Source organism: Microbacterium terregens (assembly GCF_039534975.1).
Lineage (GTDB): Bacteria > Actinomycetota > Actinomycetes > Actinomycetales > Microbacteriaceae > Microbacterium > Microbacterium terregens.
In genome coordinates, this window is record NZ_BAAAWH010000001.1 from 547,361 (window position 1) to 567,696 (window position 20,336).

The window sequence follows — 20,336 nt, forward strand, 5'->3', positions numbered from 1 at the left end:
TGGTCGCGCTCTCCGAACAATCCGCCGTGCGGCTCGCCGTCCGCGGATCGCTGAGCGTGCGCGTCGTGGGCGGCGCCGGTACCGAGGTGATCTCGGGTGCGGGGGTGACGACCTGGTCCGAGCGCGTGATCGCGGCCGTCACACGGGTGGAGATCGACGTGCGTGCGGATGCCGCATCCCCGACTCTTCCGGTCGGCGACGGCGTCGTGCTGGCCTCGGCCGTGGAATGGCTGCCGGTCCCGGCCGCAGCGCCCGACCCTGAGCCGGTCGCGCCGCGCGAACCGGAGCCGGACCGCCCCGCCATGGCGCCCGTCGTACCGCCCGCGTCGCCGCCTGCTCCACGCGGACCGTGGTCCGCGTTCGACGCCGAGTCGCCGACGCCACGGCCCGACGCCGCCGCACTCATCGATTCCGCCGCAGTGTCCTCGCTCACCGACGCCGACACGCTCCTGCCGCCCGACTCCACACGCGGCGTCGGCGAGAACGATGCGGGCACGCCGCCCGCGGACGAGTCCGCGACGGGCGGGTACGACCACCTCTGGGGGGCCACCGTGGCGCGGGTCGTCGAGGACGCCGCAGTGCGGAACGAAGAGGGCGAAGAGGGGAAAGAGGCCGAGGAACACGACGATGACGCTGCCGCCGCCGGCGACCACGACGGCGCGACGGTCACCGTCGCACAGGCGCGGGCGCTTCGTGACAGTCGTCCGAGTGTCGAGCGCACCGACCAGCCCGCCCCGCCACCGCTGGCACCGCCGCGGCCGCCGGCCCCCGGGCGCGTGCGCGTGTCCACCGGCCAGGTGCTCACGCTCGACCGCACCGTCGTGATCGGGCGCCGCCCCCGCTCCACCCGCGTGACCGGCACCGACCTGCCCCACCTCGTCGCCGTCGACAGCCCGCAGCAGGACATCTCGCGCAGTCACGTCGAGCTGCGCGCCGAGGGCGACAGCATCGTGGCCATCGACCTGCATACGACGAACGGCACCACTCTGCGTCGCTCCGGGGTCGACCCGATGAGACTGCACCCGGGGAGCCGACCGTCGTCGTGCCCGGGGACGTCATCGACCTGGGTGATGACATCACCGTCGTCATCGAGTCCCTCGCGACCGAGGAGATCGGGTGAACGCCAAGCGGACCCCGATGACGCCGCCCGACCTGCCCGGGTTCACCTACGTCGACATCCTGGGCTCGGGCGGCTTCGCCGACGTGTACCTCTACGAGCAGCACCTGCCCCGCCGCCGCGTGGCGGTCAAGGTCCTGCTGATGGACCGGATCTCGACGACGTCGGTCGCGGAGTTCACCGCCGAGGCGAACGTCATGGCGATGCTCTCGACGCATCCGGCGATCGTGACGATCTACCAGGCCGGGGTCGCCGGCGACGGTCGCCCCTACCTCGTGATGGAGTACTGCCCCAAGCCGAATCTCCAGGTCCGCTACCGACGCGAGCCGTTCTCCGTCGCGGAATCCCTGCGCGTCGGCATCCAGGTCGCCGCCGCGGTGGAGACCGCGCATCGCGCCGGCGTCCTGCACCGCGACATCAAGCCCGCGAACATTCTTGTCACGGAATACAACCGTCCCGCGCTCACCGACTTCGGTATCGCGTCCACGACGAGCGCGGCCGCCGAATCGGCGGGACTGTCGATTCCCTGGTCGCCGCCGGAGTCCTTCGCCGACGTTCCGCGCAGCGACCAGCGCTCGGACGTCTACGCCCTCGGCGCGACGGTCTACTCGCTGCTGGCGGGCCGATCCCCGTTCGAGCTGCAGGGGCAGCGCAACAACGGCGTCGATCTCATCCAGCGCATCGAGACCATGCCGCTCGCCTCGCTGGGACGCGCCGATGCGCCCGCATCACTGCAGCACGCGCTCGAGCGCGCGATGTCGAAGGCCTCCGTCGACCGGTACGACAGCGCCCTCGCATTCGGGCGGGCGCTGCAGAAGGTGCAGATCGAACTGTCGCACTCGGTCACCCCGATCGACATCCTCGACGACCACGTTCCGGATGACGCGGTCGCGGAGGAGGACGACGGGCTCACCCGTGTCCGAGGCGTCGTCAGCATCAATCCCGAGACCACTCCGGCCGCCGGCTACACGCGGCCGTCCGCGACCACCGCCGCCGTTCCGCCCCGGTCCGATCCCGTGGCCGCGTGGGCAGATCCGGTCGTGTCCGAAACGGTCCGCCGTGCTCCCGTCGACGAGACGGTCCGACCCGCAGCGGCGGCCGCGTCCGCTCCGGAGCTCGGCGAGACCCTTCGGCGTGACCCGGTCGCGCTCGAGCCGGAACCGTCCGAGCCCGCCGCGCCCTCCGCGACCGGGCGGTCACGGAAGGCGCTCTGGGTGAGCCTGGGCCTCGCCGGCGCAGCACTGCTGGCCGTGGTGATCGGCGTCTCGCTGCCCGGCATCCTCAACGGGGGGACGGCGTCGCCGCAGCAGACGGCGGCAGAGACGTCGGAGCCGATGAACCCCGTGGCGGGAGGGATCGCCGCGCCGACGGACCTGGCCGGCGCGGCCGTCCCGGACGGCGTCGTGTTCACGTGGACCAACCCGAAGCCCGAGGAAGGCGACCGCTACGCGTGGGGCCTGGTGACCCGGGCCGATGAGGAGCCGAGCTTCGCGACGATCGACGAGCCGACCGTCACGGTGCCGGCCGACCCCTCGGGCCAGACCTGCATCGAGGTCATCGTGGTGCGCTCGACAGGGCAGTATTCGGACGCGATTCGCGAGTGTGCGCCGTGACCGCCGCCGGGAAGGGCGCCACGAAGGCCGCGAGCAGTGATGCGCTCATCGTCGAGTTCGCCGGCGAGGAGTTCACGGTCGTCCCGGGAGACGTCTTCACGGTGGGACGCGAGGGCGATCTCGCCATCGACGACAACCTCTTCCTGCACCGCCACTTCCTCACGATCGAGTACGTCGAGAGGCTCTGGCTGCTCTCCAACGTCGGCAGCCGACTGGCGGCGACCGTCACCGACTCCGGCGGCCGCGTGCAGGCGTGGCTCGCTCCCGGCGCGCGCCTGCCGCTGGTGTTCGCTGCGACCTCGGTCGTCTTCAGCGCCGGCCCGACCACCTACGACCTGGTCCTGCACCTCGATGCCCCGGCCTTCCGTGAGATGCAGCCGCGCGACGAGGACGGTGGCCTGAGCACGATCGGCGACGTCCCGCTCACTCCCGCGCAACGGCAGATGATCCTGGCGCTGGCCGAGCCCATGCTGCGCCGCGACGGCACCGGCATGAGCGAGCTTCCCACGTCGGCGCAGGCCGCTGAACGGCTGGGATGGACCCTGACGAGGTTCAACCGCAAACTCGACAACGTCTGCGACAAGCTCGACCGCAGCGGCGTTCCCGGCATGCGCGGCGGGGTGCGCTCCTTCGCCACGAACCGTCGCGCCCGCCTCGTCGAGCACGCGATCTCGACGCGGCTGGTCACGCGCGAAGATCTTCCGCTGCTGGATGCACCGCGGCCTTCGGCCGGAGAGGACGACTCGTGAAGCTCAAGTTCACGCTCCAGCGAGCGGGCGGACCGACCGACCTGGAGGTCACCGCAGACGGCACCTCCACCGTCGGGGACCTCGCTCGCACGCTCGTGCTCGCGGATCCGACCGCGGAGGGGATCGATCCCGGACTGGTCACGCTGGCCGCGTTCGAGGCCGGCGGTCCGCGTGTGGTGGCACCCGATCGCGCGGTGGGCGAGTCCGGGATCCGATCCGGCACGACCCTGCAGGTCACCCCGGCGCCGGATTACACCGGCGACGACGCGCCCGCCGCGGTGCTGCGCATTCTCAGCGGGGCGCACGCGGGCACCGAGCGCCCGCTGCGTTCGGGGTCGAACATCGTGGGGCGCGACCCCGGCGCCGACATCGTGATCGATGACCCGCTCGTGTCCAAGCGACACGCGCGCATCAACGTCGACGCGGTCATCGAGATCATCGACCTCAACTCGGCCAACGGCCTGCTCATGGGCGGCGAGCAGGTCGCGCGGACCAGCCTCGGACCGGCCGATGTCCTGGTGCTGGGCTCGACCGAAGTGTCGATCATTCCGCTCAACCGGCCCGGTGCGACGCACGCAGCCAGTCCCGTGGTCGAGATCGTCCGCTCGCCTCGTGTGGTGCCCCGCTACGAGGACGCCGAGTTCACGGCGCCCAAGGCGCCTCGTCCCCCGGCCCAGTCGCGGCTGCCGGTCATCGCTCTGATCGCGCCGCTCATCATGGGCGCGGTGCTGTGGGCGTTCACCCAGTCGATCCTCGCCGTCATCTTCATCGCGCTGAGCCCGTTGATCATGATCGCCGCCTACATCGACAATCGGGTGGGCGCGCGCAAGGAGCACAAACGCGCGGTGCAGCAGTTCGACGCTGGAATGGAGCACTTCGACGGCGTCATGCTCGCCGAGCAGATCAAGGAGCGTGCGGTTCGCGATGCCGAGATCCCGGCGCTCGCCGAGGCGCTCTCGTCACTGTCGTCGTGGGGGGATCTCACCTGGACGCACCGACCGGAGCACCCCGGCTTCCTGAGCGCACGGCTGGGCACCGGAACGCTCCCGTCGCGCGCCACGATCGAGCTCAGCGGCACCGACGACACGCTTCCGGTGTTCACGGAGCGGCTGTTCGAGCTGCGGGACCGCTTCGCCGTCATCGACGACGTCCCGGTGGTCGCGCACCTGCGCGAGTCCGGCAACGTCGGGATCGCGGGCGAGCGCGGGCAGGCGGATGCCGCGGCCCGCGCGTTCGTGATGCAGCTGGTCGCGACACATTCGCCGGCCGAACTCGTCGTGGCCGCCTTCACCTCGCCGAGCACGCGCGCCGCGTGGTCCTGGCTCGAATGGCTCCCCCACACCGGTTCCGTGCACAGCCCCCTCGACGGCGCTCATCTCGCGGCGAATCCCGGCACGGGCGCCGCGCTGCTGTCCCGGCTCGAGGGGCTCGTCGAGGATCGTGCCGGTGAGGGCGCGGCATCCGCGCGTGGCCCGATCGAGAGCGGGGACAAGCAGCAGATCACCGCGCCGCGCATCCCGGCCGTGGTCGTGGTCGTCGAGGACGACGCCTCGGTGGATCGTGCCCGGCTCACACGGCTGGCCGAGCGCGGCCCCGACGCCGGCATCCACCTCGTCTGGGTGGCGCCGAAGGCGGGCGCGATCCCCGCGGCCTGCCGCACGTTCCTGTCGGTGGATTCGGTCGCCGACGACACCGCGGCCGGCCTGGTCCGCCGCGGCCTGTCGTCCACCCCGGTACGGGTGGAACTGCTGGATGAAGGCTCCGCCGTCGCGTGGGCTCGCGTGCTGGCTCCGACGGTGGATGCCGGCACCCCGATCGACGACGAGTCCGACCTGCCGCGATCGGTCTCATACATCGACCTGGCCGGCAGCGACATCGGCGGGGATCCCGCCGCGATCGTGGACCGGTGGCGGGAGAACGACTCGATCACCCCGCGCGACGGCCGCGCACCCCAGCGACGGGCCAAGGAGGCCAACCTGCGCGCCCTGGTCGGCTACGCCGGTGCCGGCGCCCTGCACCTGGACCTGCGCACGCAAGGACCGCACGCGCTGGTCGGCGGCACCACCGGCGCCGGCAAGTCGGAGTTCCTCCAGTCGTGGGTGCTGGGCATGGCCGCGGCGCACAGCCCCGATCGCGTGACCTTCCTGTACGTCGACTACAAGGGCGGCTCGGCGTTCGCGGACTGCGTCGATCTGCCGCACACCGTCGGACTGGTCACCGACCTGTCGCCGCACCTCGTACGCCGCGCACTCACGTCGCTGCGCGCCGAGCTGCGGTACCGGGAGCATCTGCTCAATCGCAAGAAGGCGAAGGACCTCATCTCGCTCGAGCGCACCGGGGACCCCGAGGCGCCGCCGAGCCTGATCATCGTGGTCGACGAGTTCGCCGCGCTCGTCAACGAGGTTCCGGAGTTCGTCGACGGAGTCGTCGATGTCGCCCAGCGCGGGCGATCGCTCGGGCTGCACCTGATCCTTGCGACCCAGCGACCGGCCGGCGTGATCAAGGACAACCTCCGCGCGAACACGAACCTCCGCGTGGCCCTGCGCATGGCCGACGCCGAAGACTCCAGCGACATCCTCGGCATCCCCATGGCCGCGCACTTCGACCCGTCGATCCCCGGCCGTGGCGCCGCCAAGACCGGACCCGGGCGGATCGTGCCGTTCCAGGCCGGGTACGTCGGAGGCTGGACCACGGGCGAGAAGCCGCGACCGCAGATCGACATCCGCGAACTCGACTTCGGTGCCGGCGCGTCATGGGATCTCCCCGAGCCCGAGGCCGCCGCTCCCGAGGACCCCGGTCCGACCGACATCGCCCGCATCGTCCGGTCGGTGCGCGCCGCGGCATCCGATCTGTCCATCCCCGCGCCGCGGCGACCCTGGCTCGACGAGCTGGCCGCCGCCTACGACCTGGCGCGTCTGCCGAGCCCCCGCACGGACGAGCAGCTGCTGCTGGGCGTGCTCGATGATCCGCGCTCGCAGGCGCAGCCGACCGCCTTCTACGAGCCCGACCGCGACGGCAACGTGGCGATCTTCGGCACCGGCGGCTCGGGCAAGAGCACCGCGCTGCGCACGATCGCGGTCTCGGCGGCCATCACCCCGCGCGGCGGTCCGGTGCACGTGTACGGTCTCGACTTCGGCGCCAGCGGCCTGCGCATGCTCGAAGGCCTGCCGCACGTCGGCGCCATCATCTCCGGCGACGACGACGAGCGGGTCACGCGCCTGCTGCGAATGCTGCGCGATCTCGTCGACGAGCGCTCCGCGCGTTACGGCGACGTCCGCGCCGGCACCATCTCGGAGTACCGGCGCATCGCCGCCGCCCCCGATGAGGCGCGCGTTCTCGTGCTGATCGACGGCATGGGCGCGTTCCGCGAGACGTACGAGTTCTCCGGAGCTGCGATGGGCTGGTTCACCCTCTTCTCGCAGATCGCCGTGGACGGACGCCAGGTCGGCGTGCACTTCGTCATGACCGGAGACCGGCCCAATTCGCTGCCGACCTCGATCGCGTCGACCGTGCAGAAGCGCTTCGTGATGCGCCTGGCGACGGACGAGGACTACCTGCTGCTGGGGGTTCCCAAGGACGTTCTGGATGCCGCGTCCCCACCGGGCCGGGGCATGCTCGACGGTGAGGAGATCCAGTTCGCCGTGCTCGGGGGCAGCGCGAACATGGCGGTGCAGTCGCGCGAGCTGGAACGCCTCGCCGATGCGATGCGCCGCCAGGGGATCACCGCGGCCCCACCCGTCGGCCGCTTGCCCGAGCACATCGGCATCGACTCACTGCCGGCTCGCACGCCGGGCGGCGATCTGGTGCTCGGGCTCGCCGACGAGGACCTCGCGCCCACCGGTGTCGATCCGCGCGGGGCGTTCCTGCTGGCCGGCCCTCCCGGAAGCGGACGGACCACGGCGCTGGCCACGATCGGCCGGGCGCTCCGGCGCGCCGATCCCGCCCGCACCATCGTGCACCTCTCGCCCCGGCGCACATCGCTGGCGCTCGCCTCGGCCTCGGGGTACGCGGGCGCGGACGCGGCCGCCGTCGCCGTCCTGGCCGACTCCGTCGCGGATGCCATCGAGCGCGGAGAGCTCGGCTCGGTCGCCATCCTCATCGAGGGGGTCACGGAGTTCACCGGAGGAGAGGCCGAGGCATCCCTGGACCGTCTCATCCGGGTCGCCACACGGGCCGATGCGTTCGTCGTCGGCGAAGCGGAGTCCTCCACGTGGAGTCAGGCCTGGATGCTGGCCCAGCCGTTCAAAGCCGCTCGTCGTGGCCTGATCCTGGCGCCCGGAGACATCGAGGGCGACGCCCTGTACGGCACCTCCCTCGGCCGCGTGAAGCGGTCCGATTTTCCCCCTGGTCGGGGTTTCACTGTCCATCAAGGCCGCGCCACGCGGCTGCAGGTGGCCACCCCCGAGGGGCAGTCGTGAGAGATCGACGACGCATCCGGGGCGGCGGTGGGTATTTGTCCCCATCGACGTTCCAGGCTGCGTCGAGTTAGCTTCGAGATACAAAGAGCTCAGGCTCTTCGGGGAATTACCCGGCTGGTCCGGGACACACAGCAACACGATGTGAAGGAGATTCACCATGGCCGTTTGGGGTCTTGATGTTCAGCAGGTCCGTCAGCTCTCGCAGCAGCTCAACGCGAAGGCGAGCGACATCCAGCAGGTCCTGTCGCAGCTCACTTCGCAGCTGAACTCGACCCAGTGGACGGGTCCGGACGCCGAGCAGTTCCGCAGCGACTGGTCCGGTCAGCACACCGCCGCGCTCAAGCAGGTCATCGCGGCGCTGCAGGAAGCCGCGCAGAAGGCTTCGGCCAACGCGTCGGCCCAGGAGAGCACGTCCTCCTCGCTCTGATCCGCAGGTGACGGGAGCGACCCGAACGGGTCGCTCCCGCTCTGCGCTCCATCAACATCGAGCACTCGTTCGCGAGGTCTCACTCAACGCCGGCGGAAGAGGGTGCCATGGGGGTCTACGGAGCCGACATCGCGCAGCTGCGCGGCAGCGCGACGGAGCTCGATCGCGCCGCGGGAACCCTCGAATCGATCTCGACCCTGCTCGGCGGCGAACTGACGCGTGCACCGTGGCACGGGGCTGATGCTGTCGCCTTCCGCGCGTCCTGGGACACGGACTACTCACGCCGGATCGTCGACGCCGCCACCCGCCTGCGGGACGCGGCGCGGTCGCTGCGCTCGAACGCCGGCGACCAGGAGCAGACCAGCGCGTCCGGAACCGGCAGCCTCGGCGGTGCCGCCCCGGGCGGCGGGTCCCACACGGGCGGCGGCTCGAACACCGGCGGCGGGTCCGGCGCCGGCGATGGATCAGGCTCGCAGGGGGACGACAGCGCCGGCGGAGCGCAGGGCGGCGGAGTCGACGGGCGCGATCCCGGCACCACCGAGGAGATCGGCCTGGGCGCGAGCGGTGAGGTGACCCCTGGGCAGGCGAGCGGTCGCGCCGCGCTCAGCGCGCAGTTCGAAGGCAACTGGGATGCCGCGGGGGGCACGGTGTCGCGCGAAGGCGACTACGGACTGGGCGTGAAGGGTGAGGCCGGCTGGGAGTTCGGGTTCGGCGACGAAGAGGACGTCGTCGACCCGCGCGATGTCACCTCGCACCGCGGCGACGACATCGACCAAGGGCAGCCCGGTCTCTCCATCGGCGGCCAGGCCAGCGGCCAGGCCGGGGCGTGGGCCGAGGACTCGATCTCGTACTCCAGCGGCATCGCCGAGGTCGGTGCCAGCTACGATGCCATGGCCGGAGCGCAGGCCGAGGTCGGCGGTGGGCTGACCGCCGGTCCGGATGGGCTTCAGGCGGGTGTCACTGCCGGCGCGTTCGCCGGCGCCGAGATCAAGGGCGCCGTGCAGGCCGACATCGGCGGGGTGGGCGGCGAGATCGAAGCGGGCCTGCGCGCCGGCATCGGCGCCGACCTCAGCGCGACCGCGGAGATCGGTCTGGATCGCGTAGATTTCGAGTTCGAGGTGGGCGTCGCGGTGGGTGTCGGCTTCACCATCAAGCCCTCCATCAGCTTCAGCCCCAGCGAGATCGCGGGCAACATCGCGGACTTCTTCGCGCGATAGCTTCCAGGCGGGCGCCCGACGGTTCCCCGACAGAGAGTGAGACAAGTCATGCCGCAGGCATCCTTCCCCAGCGACGCATTCCCCGCGCTGCCCACGGTGGCGGTCGACCATCCTGCCGAGTGGGTCGCACGCCCCGTCGACGGCACGCTCCTGGCCGTGATCCACGACCTCGGCCCTGACGCGTTCTCGCCGAACGTCGTCCTGGGTGTGACCCGCCACGCGGCCGGTCACACCCTCGAGCTGGCTGCCGCCGCCGTCGCCGAGTATGTGGAACGGCTGCCCGAAGTGGCGCCGGTCGACGCTGCCCGCGTCGACTTCGGCGATCGCGCCTGGTGGGTGTCGGAATTCGCCTACGCGAGCACGGCCGCCGGAACGGTCGTGCAGGTCGTCGCGGTCACGGTGGTCGACTCCGGCCCGGTCTCCGACGTCGTACGCGTGACCGGCACAGCCTCGACGGCCGACTACGAGGCCTCGCTCCCCGTCATCCGCCGCATCATCGCCAGCACTCGCGTCGGAACCCGCTGAGCAGGCGGCAGGCGGATCAGCGTCCGGCGTCGTACAGGTGCCGCCCGCCGTGGCTGAGCACCTTCACAACGACGCCGCGGCGGTGCAGCTCGGCCACGGTCCGCGTCTCCTCGTCGATGTCGCGACCGAGCGCGTGCACGGTGGCCACGACGAGCACGTCGCCGGTCCGCAGCGTTCCGAAGAGGCGCACGAGCCGCTCCTCCCACGATTCCAGCGTCTCGGGCGCCGGGTGACGGAACCCGGCGATGGATACGCCGAAGCGGGTCAGCTCGTCGCGCTGCTCGACCACGCTGGGCATGTCATCGCGCGAGATCACCAGGCCGACCAGACGTGAGCCCGCCGGACGCGCGAGCCACCAGTCGTGGTCCCGCTGCAACTCGGTGAAGCACTTCGGGCACTGGGCCGCCTGGTGGGGCAGGTGCAGCGGGCTGGTCTCTCCGTGCGGGTCATCGGCGAGCGCCGCGGAACGCCTCACCGCGGCATCCGTCATCTCGCTCATGGTGTCCATTCTCGCCCGGAAGGCGCCCCGGCGGGTACCTTCCGCCGGTGGACGACCGGATGCCGGTCACGAACCGTCGTAGAGGCGCAATTCCAGGCTCAGCTGGTCGGCATCCAGCTCGGCGAGCGCGTGTCTCAGCGCGGCCGTGCTGAACGCCCCGTCTCGTGACAGCGCGTTCAGGCGCGTCCGCATCGTCCCGATCAGAGCGAGGCGCAGCTCGAGCACGTCGCGCGCGCGTGCCGAGGTGTCGTCGTCGGGAGGCCGGGTCAATCGCGACCCGGCGCTCTGCAGCAGTTCGGGGGCGAAGGCCGATCCATCCCTCCGCGCGAGCCTGCCCGCATTGAGGCTGGATGCCGCGGCCGCCCGCATCTCGTCGGCGAGGCGTCTCTGCTCCTCCGCCGACGGCCCGGTGCGACCCGACCCCTCGAGCTGCAGCAGCCGGACCAGCCAGGGCAGCGTGAAGCCCTGCAGCATCAGGCCTCCGACGGCCACGAGGAACGCCACGAAGACCAGCAGCGCCCGACCGGGCGTATCGCGGGGCAGTGTCTGGGCCGCGGCGAGGGTGACGACGCCGCGCATGCCCGCCCAGACGATGACGGTGCCGTGCTTCCATCCGAGGGGCGACGCCTGGTAGTAGTCGAAGTCCGCCAGCACCCGCGCGATCCGATCGCGCATGCGCCGCAGCCGCCGTTCGTGCCGCTCGGGGGACGGTGTCCGCCCGCCCCCGCGCCGGCCGGGCGGACCGAGCGCCGTGACCTGGTCGACGCGGGTGCGGAAGCGCTCGATCTGCTCACGGCCGAGACGGCGGGCGCGGCGGCCCTGCGTGGCCACCAGCACGGCGACATAACCGGCGCGTACGACGAGGATGATCCCCAGGGCGCTCACGGCGAGCCAGGCCGCATGGCCGAGGCCCTCATCGGCCGCGAAGTTCTGCTCGACGATCTCTTTGAGCTCCAGACCCATGACGAGGAAGACCGCACCCTCGAGCATGAGTTCGACGGTGCGCCAGTTCAACTCGTCGGACAGGCGCTGTTCGGGGGTGAACCAGCGGGCGGCGCCCTGTCCGGTCACGATTCCGGCCACGACGGCGGCGACCAGTCCGGACCCGCCCAGCTGCTCGGTCGGCAGATACGCCACGAACGGCACGACGAAGCTGAGCGCCGTGTTGGCCGCCGAATGCGCGACCCACGTGCGCACACGCAGCGCGAGCAGGCCGACCACGGCACCGATGATCACGGCGACGAACACGCCCCACCCGAACGCCCACAGTGCGCTGCCCGCCGGCATGCTGCCGATGGCGATGGCGGCCACCGCGGTGCGCAGCAGCACCAGGGAGGTCGCGTCGTTGAGCAGGCTCTCGCCTTCGAGCATCGTCACCACGCGCGGCGAGATCCCCAGTCGCTTCACGATCGAGGTGGCCACCGCATCGGTGGGGCTCAGGATCGCACCGAACGCGATGGCGAGGTACAGGTCGATGCCCGGGATCACGAGGGTGAAGAAGAACGCCAGGGCGGCCGTGCTGACCAGCACCAGCAGGATCGACAGGCCCGCGATCGGGCGGAAGTCTCGCCGGAACTCGATGGCCGGCAGGGACACCGCCGACGAGTACAGCAGGGGCGGCAGCACGCCGACGAGGATGATCTCCGGGTCGATCTCCTGGGGCGGGACGAACGGCAACAGGCTCACGCCGAGCCCGATGGCCACGAGCGCGAGCGGTCCGGCGATCCCCACGCGCGGCGCCAGCGCGGTCGCGAGGGCGACCACGACCACACCGACGACGGCGACGAGGAGGATCTCCATCGCGGCTACAGGACTCCGAGCGCCCGGACGGCGTCGCGTTCGGAGACGAGTTCGGCGACGGAGGCGTCGATGCGCGTGCGGGCACGATCGTCGATCGGCAGGCCCTCGATGACCCGGTAGTCGCCGCCGTCGGATGAGACGGGGAACGAACAGACCAGCCCCTCGGGCACGCCGTACTCACCGCGCGAGACCACCGCCGCGGAGGTCCACGATGTGCCGGCCTGCTCGTCGCGGACGTGTTCGATCGCCGCGTTCGCAGCGGATGCCACCGACGATGATCCGCGCACCTCGATGATCTCCGCGCCGCGCCCCGCGACCCGAGGAAGGAACACGTCATCGAGCCAGGCAGCGGCCTGCGCTCGCCCGCCCAGCCGCGTGGCGAGCGCGTCGGCCACGGGCTCGCTGCGCACCAGGGCATGCGACACGTCCGGGAACTGCGTGGCCGAGTGATTGCCCCAGATCGCGAGCCGGTCGATCTCGTCCGGCCGCACCTCCAGCGCTGCGCTGAGCTGCCCGAGCGCCCGGTTGTGGTCCAGTCGCGTCAGGGCGGTGAAGCGGTCTGACGGGATGTCGGGGGCGGATGCCGCGGCGATGAGCGCGTTGGTGTTCGCCGGGTTGCCGACCACGACGACGCGCACGTCGTCGGCCGCTGTGGCATTGAGCGCGGCGCCCTGGGGTCCGAAGATGCTCGCGTTGGCGGCGAGCAGGTCGCCGCGCTCCATGCCCGGCCCGCGCGGGCGGGCGCCGACCAGCAGTGCGATCTGGCAGCCTTCGAACGCGGAGGAAGGATCGTCCGTCACCTCGACGTCCCGCAGCAGCGGGAAGGCGCAGTCCTGCAGCTCGAGCGCGGCACCCTCCGCCCCGCGCACGCCCTGCGGGATCTCCAGCAGCCGAAGCCGCACCGGACGGTCGGCTCCGAGCATCTCACCGGCGGCGATGCGGAACAGGAGCGCGTATCCGATCTGGCCGCCGGCGCCGGTGATGGTCACGGTGGTCGTTGCGGGAGACATGAGCAGAGCCTATTCCCCTCGCTTCCGCGGGTAACGAACGGGCCGCGGCCCGCGGGGCTCCTCACCGGGCTGCACCACGGCCGGTAAGTTTGGCCCATGACTTTCAACGACAACGCGAGCGTCGGCGGCAACACCGCCCGTCGTCGCGGCGCCGGCATTGCAGTCGCCGGTGGCGGTGTCGCAGGGCTCGGAGCGATCGCCGTTCTGCTCTTCCAGCTGTTCACGGGTACCGACATCTCGGGCCTGATCGGCGGCGGGGGAGTGCCCCAGGGGACCGACAGCGGCACCGAGATCGCGCAGTGCGAGACCGGTGCCGATGCGAACGCCCGTGACGACTGCCGGCTCGCGGCGGCCTCGCTCTCGATCAACCAGTTCTGGGCGGACACCGTTCAGGGGTATCGCGAACCGCAGCTGATCATCGTGGACGGGTCCACCGGGACCGCCTGCGGAACGGCATCGAACGCGACGGGTCCGTTCTACTGCCCGCCCGAAGAAGCCATCTACGTCGACCCGACCTTCTTCGCGCTGCTGCGTGAGCAGTTCGACGCGACGGCCGGTCCGCTCGCGCAGCTCTACGTGCTCGCCCACGAGTACGGCCACCACATCCAGCAGATCACCGGCATCATGCAGCAGAACCCGGACAACGGGACCGGTGAGGACAGCAACGGCGTGCGCACCGAGCTGCAGGCCGACTGCTTCGCGGGCGCGTGGGTGGCCGGCGCCTCCAACGAGCTCGACGAGAACGGCGTGCCGTACCTGCGAGCCCCGACGCCCCAGCAGATCAACGACGCGCTCAACGCGGCCGAGACGGTCGGCGACGATCACATCCAGCAGGAGTCTGGCGGCGGCGTCAATCCCGAAAGCTGGACGCACGGTTCCAGCGAGCAGCGTGCGCGGTGGTTCACGACCGGGTTCGAAGAGGGTGTCGGTGCGTGCGACACGTTCTCCGTATCGGGATCCGCTCTATGAGCGCCGCAGACGACCTCGATTGCCTCTACCCGCCGATCGAGCCCTATGAGTCCGGCATGCTCCTGGTCGGCGACGGCAACCGGGTCTACTGGGAGCAGAGCGGCAACCCCGAGGGCAAGCCGGTCGTGTTCCTCCACGGCGGCCCGGGAGCCGGGACGTCGGCTTGGCAGCGACGCTTCTTCGACCCCGAGAAGTACCGCATCGTGCTGTTCGACCAGCGCGGCTGCGGTCTGAGCACCCCGCACTCCAGCGAGCCGGATGCGGACCTCCGCCACAACACGACCTGGCATCTGGTCGCCGACATCGAGCTGCTGCGCCGCAATCTCGGCATCGAACAGTGGCAGGTCTTCGGCGGATCGTGGGGCAGCGCGCTCGCGCTCGCCTACGCCGAGAGCCACCCCGAAGCGGTCACCGAACTGGTGCTGCGTGGCATCTTCACACTGCGCCGGCACGAGCTGGAGTGGTTCTACGAAGGCGGAGCGTCGTCGATCTTCCCGGACCTGTGGGAGGAGTTCATCGAGTGCATCCCCGTCCTGGAGCGCTCACGCATGATCGAGGCGTACCACCGCCGGCTCACCGATCCCGACCCGGCCGTGCACGTCCCCGCCGCGGTCCGCTGGTCCCGCTGGGAGGCGGCCACCCTCACGCTGCGGCCTGATCCGGAGCTGGTCGCCCAGATGACCGAGCCCGCCGCGGCGACGGCGTTCGCGCGCATCGAGAACCACTACTTCCTGCATGGCGGATGGTTCCGCGAGCAGCAGCTCATCGACGACGCGCCCTCGCTGCGCGGCATCCCGTCGGTCATCGTGCAGGGTCGTTACGACGTCTGCACGCCGATCATGACCGCCTGGGACCTGCATCGAGTCTGGCCCGAGGCCGAGCTGGTCGTGGTCGATGACGCGGGTCACTCGGCCACCGAACCCGGGATCGCCGCCGCGCTCGTCGCCGCGACCGACCGGTTCGCGGCATCCTGAGCTCGTCTCCTCGCCGAGCGTCCGCGGAGTCCTGACCGGGCTCAGCGGCCTCGGATCAGGTCGGCCGCGACCTCGCCGATCACGATCGCCGGGGCGTTCGTGTGACCGCGGATCAGCGACGGGATGATGGACGCGTCCGCCACCCGCAATCCCTCGACGCCGCGGACGCGCAACTCGGGATCGACGACCGACGCCGCATCGGACCCCATCCGCGCGGTGCCGACCGGGTGGTAGAGCGTGTGCGAGTAGCGCCGCAGTGAGACCCGGGCCCGCTCCTCGGGGGTCATGCCCTCCCCGCCGGTGGGCTGGACCCAGCTGCCGTCCGTCACGGCGCGCAGCGCGTCGGTCGCGAGCAGGCGTTCGCACTGAGCCAGGCCGGCCAGCAGTGTCGCCTCGTCGATGCCGTCCGGATCGCTGAGGTACCTCGGGTCGATCGCCGGCTTGTCGGACGGATCGGCGGAGGTGAGCCGGATGGTTCCGCGACTGCGCGGCCGCAGCAGGATGGCTCCGACCGTCAGCCCTTCACGGGGCAGGGGCACCAGTCCTTCGCCGACATACGGGGCGGCGGCGAAGATGACCTCGACATCGGGCAGCGCGCCGGCCATCCCGGCCCGGTCGGCGACTTCGGTGCGGACGAAGCCGTACGCCTCGGCCACGTTCGAGGTCAGCATCCCCCGCCGTGAGGTGAGGTAGCGCACGAGCTCCCCCGCCCGCTCGGCACCGAAGAGGGTGCCGCCCTTCGCGCCCGGCGCGAGTCCCGCCACGAGGTGGTCCTGCAGGTTCGCGCCCACCTCGGCGCTGTCGAACACGAGGGGGATGCCGTGTTCGGCGAGGTGCTCGGCCGGACCCACCCCGGACAGCATCAGCAGCTGGGGGGTGTTGATCGTCCCGCCGGCGAGGATCACCTCTCGGCGTGCCAGAGCATGACGGGTCACGCCGTCGATCTCGACGTAGACGCCCGTCGCTCGCGGAGTCCGGGAGCCGGGGGTGAAGGTGACGCGACGCACGAACGCGCCGGTCACGACGCGCAGGTTGCGCCTCCGCCTGGCGGGCCTCAGATACGCGTCCGCCGTCGAGGCGCGCGCGCCGCGGTGCTGCGAGACCATCGTCTGCGCGAATCCCTGGCCATCGGGCAGGTTGGGTGCGGTGACGGCGTGCCCGGCCTCGACCGCGGCGGCGAGGAACGCCGCGGTCTGCGGGCGGGGGTCGCGCTGGTGCTGGACGTGCTGCGCACCCTCCGATCCCTGCGTCGGATGAAGCAGATCCTCTGTGCGCTCGACCCGCAGGAAGTACGGCACCAGCGACTGCCACGACCAGCGCTCGCCGGCGGCGTCCGCCCAGTCGTCGTAGTCTGCGGCGAAGCCGCGGATCCACATCATCGCGTTCAGCGACGACGAGCCGCCGAGCGTCTTGCCGCGCGGCCAGTAGATCGTCCGGCCCTCGAGGGCCGGCTGCGGGACGGTGTCGTAGTTCCAGTCGTACGCGCCGCGGAAGAGGTTCTTGAATGCGGCCGGCACATGCAGCTCAAGCGCCTTGTCCGGACCGCCGGCCTCGAGCAGCAGCACCGAGACGGAGGGGTCCTCGCTCAGACGAGCCGCGAGCGCGGCGCCGGCGGAACCGGCACCCACGACGATGTAGTCGGCGGTGAGCGCATCTGCCGCCGGGAGGGATGCCGCACTCATGCGCGGTAGGCCTGAGTGAACGTCCGCACGAGGCGCGCGAGGTTGCCGTCCATGCGAAAGCGCGTGAAGCCCTCGCTCACCGCCGCTCCGGTACGGGCGTCGACGAACCACGGCGGCTTGGGCAGGAGGGAACCCTTCGACAGGCTCCTCGTCTTCAGGATCCGCGGGATCGAGCGCGGGAACGGGCGGAACGGGCCGCGTGTGACCGACCGCTCGACCCGGGCCAGGAGAAGGGCGTTGTGGACCACCCCGATGCCGCTCACCACGTTCTCGAGCGTCCCGCCGGGATAGCCGCCCCACGTGAGGCTCGGTGTGAGGAAGGCGAAGGCCGTCCACGAGTTGATCGAGATGGCGCCGTATCGCAGGGCGGCGACGGCGCGCTCGAATCCGTCACCCAGCGCGGCCTGCGTGTCCGGATCGATCAGCACGTTGGCGCCGAGCGTGCCGGCCAGCTTCTCGTTGGCGTGGGCGACGGCGGCGTCCAGGAACTCCTGTCCGTTGCCGGCGAGCGCGATCACGCCGAGCACCGGCGCGAAGTACTCCGTCGCCTCGAGCGCGGTCGCATCCTCGTCGGGGGCGATCTCGACCAGCAGGCGGGTGCCGTCCCCGTACCGTTTCGCATGCGGGTAGTCGGATGCCGCGGCATCCAGTCTCTCGTCGCTGCGGGGGTACCAGACCGAACGAGCGGGCGCCTGGGCATACGCGGTCCGCAGGGCGGCCAGGAACGCATCGCGCTGCGGCCAGTCCGAGCTCAGCAGGACGACCTGTCCGGCGATGCAGTTGTGGCCGCTGTTCTGCAGGCGCATCGTCACGATGTGCTCCGCCTGGTATCGCAGGTCCGCGTCGCTCCACCTTCCCGGGACGACGATGATCGGTGACACGCCGCCGAGCTCGGCGGTGATCGGCTTCGTCAGCTGCGGACGCCCCTCGCGCCGTCGTCGCTTCGCGTCATCGCCGGTGTTCCACACGATCGCGTCGAAGGTGGGCGCGGCGCCGGTGATGTGCACGTGCGCGACGCCGTCGTGGCCGGTCAGATAGGCGCCGGTGGGGCCGCCGCCGCGCACGATCCGGAGGAATCCGGGCTCGATCAGCGGCGCGAGCGCACGCTCGTAGACCGGGACCATCGCATCCTGCGTCGGGTTCACCTTCAGCAGGACCACACGGTTGTGCGCGATCAGCTCGTACAGCACATCGAGCACGGGGATGGAGGTCACGTTGCCGGCGCCCAGCACCAGCCCGACACCGGCGCTGCGGGTCGGCTCCAGCTGCGCGAGACCCGCGGCGGAGCGTGCCTCGGCCGCGGTGACACCGGGTTCGAACCAGACCTCGCCGGTGAACCCCGACAGGAGGAGTCCGTCGATGGTCTTCAGCGGGAAGACGTGTGCGCGCAGGCGGTCTCCCGGCGCGGCGTCCGTGCGGATGCCGTCCAGCGGGCTGCCACCCTTCGCCAGTGTCCGGAGGCTGTCGCGATACGCGTCGACGGCGACCAGTGTCGCGTAAGGCCCCGAGAGCCACTCCTCGCCGCGCAGAGGATGCCCGGGCTCGAGCCCCTTCGACGTCGCGGCGACCTCGGCCCATTCCTCCGCGCTGGCGGCCGTGGTCGCGTGCAGGCGCTCGAAGAGGCGGGCGCGCTGGGCGAGTGTCAGATGAGACCAGCTGCGCGCGCCGGCGTGCAGATCGGCGATCGCCGCGTCGAGCCTCTCGCGCTCGGCGGTGGGGACATCCGTGTCGCTGCCGCCGGGCGGCGAGGACGCGGTGCTCGCAGCATCGGCCACGCGGGGGATGGACTTCGCGGGGGGCGTCACTGCGGTCTCCTTCGACGGGATGTCCAGCCTACGTCGCGGGACGCAGTCCCATCCTGGGCGAACCTCGATCTCACGCTGCCGACTCGATGTCCGCGCGGCGCAGCCGGTAGCGCGCGAGGGTGAGCAGGCTCAGTCCGATGAGAGCTGCGGGCACGATGCTGAAGCTGATCACGATGCCGGCGGTCGCGGCATCCGGCTGGGTCACCATCTGGCCGGCCGTCGACGAGACGTATCCGGTGAGCGCCAGGATCACCGTGAGCGCGGTCGCGCCGAGGGCGAACCCGATGGTCTCGCCGGCCGTCCAGACGCCGCTGAATGCGCCGGCCCGGCCGGGGCCATGCGCGATCTCGTCGTGCGAGATGACGTCGGGGAGCATGGCCATGGGCAGCGACTGCATGCCGGCGTAGGAGATCCCGGCCGCGGCGACCGATGCATAGATCCAGTCGCCCGGCGCCCACTGGGCCGCGACGATCGTGAGCGCTGCGACCGCGAACACTGCGCTCGCGATTGCGAAGGTGCGCTCCTTGCCGATCCGGCGGGCGATCACGCCCCACCCGGGGGCGGCGAGCAGGGCAGGAGCGATGAGCGCGATGAACAGCAGCTGGACGGCATCCTCCGAGCGCATCACCCATGTCGCCACGTACTGCGCGCCCGCCAGCATCAGACCGGTTGCCAGCGCCTGCAGGACGAAGGTCGACAGCAGCGCCCGGAATGGCGCGCTGCGGCGCAGGGAACGGATGCCGTCGGCATAGTGCTCGCGCAGCGGCATGCGCGCCGCCGGGGCGAGAGCGGCCGTGCTCACGGGCACGCCGGCCGCGGAGACGGGACGGCGCGCGACCGTCGTGGCCACCAGCATCCCGCCGGCGATGACGATCCCGGCCACTCCGCCCATGATGAGATACCCGGTCGTCGGATCGTCCGAAGCCGCGCGCAGCGCCGGACCGCCGGCCCCGAACAGGAGGATCGCGAGCGTCAGCACCACGACGCGCCAGGTGAGCAGGCGGGTGCGCTCGTCGTACCCGGGGGTCAGCTCCGCGGGCAGTGCGATGTAGGGGACCTGGAACAGGCTGAACGCCGTCGCCGTGAGCAGGAAGGCGATCAGCACCCAGATGGCGCCGACGACCGGCCCGAGCGCGGGCGGAACCGCGAAGGTGAGCGCGAACAGCACCGCGATCGAACACGATCCGACGAGCATGAGCCGCCGCCGGGTGCCGTGGCGGGCGAGGTCGCGGTCCGTGAGGGCGCCGATGACGGGGTCGATGACGACGTCCCAGACCTTGGCCGCCGTGATCACCGCGCCCGCTGCGAGTGCGGCCACGCCGAGCGAATCCGTCAGGTAGTAGGCCAGCACCAACCCGGGCAGCGTGGCGAATCCGCCCGTGCCCACCGAGCCGGTCGCGTAGCGCGCGATGGTCCCGGCGGACAGCCTGCCCGCGAGCGTCGTGGGCGGCGCGTGAGAGTCCGCGGCGGCCTCCGCGGGGCCGGCGGACGCGGCAGCGCGGGCGTCGGGAGCGTCTGGGCTCATCGCGCC

General features: G+C 71.5%; 14 protein-coding genes and 1 pseudogene. 9 read left to right on the top strand and 6 right to left on the bottom strand.

The window, feature by feature from the left end; translation table 11 throughout:
• Window positions 1–302: 302 nt before the first annotated feature.
• The 7 genes and pseudogenes from ABD655_RS02535 to ABD655_RS02565 all read left to right on the top strand — a co-directional run.
• Window positions 303–974: pseudogene (locus tag ABD655_RS02535) on the top strand (FHA domain-containing protein); the annotation flags it as partial.
• Between the two features lie 142 nt (window positions 975–1,116).
• Window positions 1,117–2,730 (top strand): serine/threonine-protein kinase, encoded by a 1,614-nt coding sequence (locus ABD655_RS02540; protein WP_344711471.1) that lies wholly within the window; start codon window positions 1,117–1,119, stop codon window positions 2,728–2,730.
• Window positions 2,727–3,479, top strand: coding sequence for a hypothetical protein (locus tag ABD655_RS02545; RefSeq protein ID WP_344711473.1), 753 nt, complete (start codon window positions 2,727–2,729; stop codon window positions 3,477–3,479). Before ABD655_RS02540 ends, ABD655_RS02545 begins: the two co-directional genes overlap by 4 nt.
• On the top strand, window positions 3,476–7,897 hold the full coding sequence (locus ABD655_RS02550) for a type VII secretion EssC family protein (RefSeq protein ID WP_344711474.1): 4,422 nt from the start codon (window positions 3,476–3,478) through the stop codon (window positions 7,895–7,897). Before ABD655_RS02545 ends, ABD655_RS02550 begins: the two co-directional genes overlap by 4 nt.
• 157 nt (window positions 7,898–8,054) lie before the next feature.
• Window positions 8,055–8,324, top strand: coding sequence for a WXG100 family type VII secretion target (locus ABD655_RS02555; protein ID WP_344711475.1), 270 nt, complete (start codon window positions 8,055–8,057; stop codon window positions 8,322–8,324).
• 107 nt (window positions 8,325–8,431) lie between these two features.
• Window positions 8,432–9,541, top strand: a complete 1,110-nt coding sequence (locus tag ABD655_RS02560) for a WXG100 family type VII secretion target (RefSeq protein ID WP_344711476.1) — start codon at window positions 8,432–8,434, stop codon at window positions 9,539–9,541.
• A gap of 48 nt (window positions 9,542–9,589) precedes the next feature.
• Window positions 9,590–10,066, top strand: a complete 477-nt coding sequence (locus ABD655_RS02565) for a hypothetical protein (RefSeq protein WP_344711477.1) — start codon at window positions 9,590–9,592, stop codon at window positions 10,064–10,066.
• Between the two features lie 16 nt (window positions 10,067–10,082).
• Here ABD655_RS02565 and ABD655_RS02570 read toward each other — a convergent pair whose 3' ends face one another.
• The 3 genes from ABD655_RS02570 to ABD655_RS02580 form a co-directional block, all read right to left on the bottom strand.
• Window positions 10,083–10,556, bottom strand: coding sequence for a recombinase family protein (locus tag ABD655_RS02570; protein ID WP_378721000.1), 474 nt, complete (start codon window positions 10,554–10,556; stop codon window positions 10,083–10,085).
• Window positions 10,557–10,631: 75 nt separating this feature from the next.
• Complete coding sequence (locus tag ABD655_RS02575) at window positions 10,632–12,365, bottom strand: cation:proton antiporter (RefSeq protein WP_344711479.1); 1,734 nt, start codon at window positions 12,363–12,365, stop codon at window positions 10,632–10,634.
• Between the two features lie 5 nt (window positions 12,366–12,370).
• Entirely contained in the window at window positions 12,371–13,375 is a 1,005-nt protein-coding gene (locus tag ABD655_RS02580; protein WP_344711480.1) for a malate dehydrogenase, read from the bottom strand.
• A 96-nt stretch (window positions 13,376–13,471) separates the two neighbouring features.
• Here ABD655_RS02580 and ypfJ point away from each other — a divergent pair, with 96 nt between their 5' ends.
• Complete coding sequence (gene ypfJ, locus ABD655_RS02585; RefSeq protein ID WP_344711481.1) at window positions 13,472–14,344, top strand: KPN_02809 family neutral zinc metallopeptidase; 873 nt, start codon at window positions 13,472–13,474, stop codon at window positions 14,342–14,344.
• The gene (gene pip / locus ABD655_RS02590) at window positions 14,341–15,318 is read left to right on the top strand and encodes a prolyl aminopeptidase (RefSeq protein WP_344711482.1); all 978 of its coding nucleotides are present in this window, start codon (window positions 14,341–14,343) and stop codon (window positions 15,316–15,318) included. The genes ypfJ and pip overlap by 4 nt, the downstream gene beginning before the upstream one ends.
• Before the next feature lie 41 nt (window positions 15,319–15,359).
• On the opposite strand, the gene ABD655_RS02595 is transcribed toward pip, so the two are convergent.
• The 3 genes from ABD655_RS02595 to ABD655_RS02605 form a co-directional block, all read right to left on the bottom strand.
• Complete coding sequence (locus ABD655_RS02595) at window positions 15,360–17,000, bottom strand: GMC family oxidoreductase (protein ID WP_344711483.1); 1,641 nt, start codon at window positions 16,998–17,000, stop codon at window positions 15,360–15,362.
• Window positions 16,997–18,805 (bottom strand): aldehyde dehydrogenase family protein, encoded by a 1,809-nt coding sequence (locus tag ABD655_RS02600; protein ID WP_344711484.1) that lies wholly within the window; start codon window positions 18,803–18,805, stop codon window positions 16,997–16,999. The genes ABD655_RS02595 and ABD655_RS02600 overlap by 4 nt, the downstream gene beginning before the upstream one ends.
• 70 nt (window positions 18,806–18,875) lie before the next feature.
• Window positions 18,876–20,330, bottom strand: coding sequence for an MFS transporter (locus ABD655_RS02605; protein ID WP_344711485.1), 1,455 nt, complete (start codon window positions 20,328–20,330; stop codon window positions 18,876–18,878).
• Window positions 20,331–20,336 lie beyond the last annotated feature (6 nt).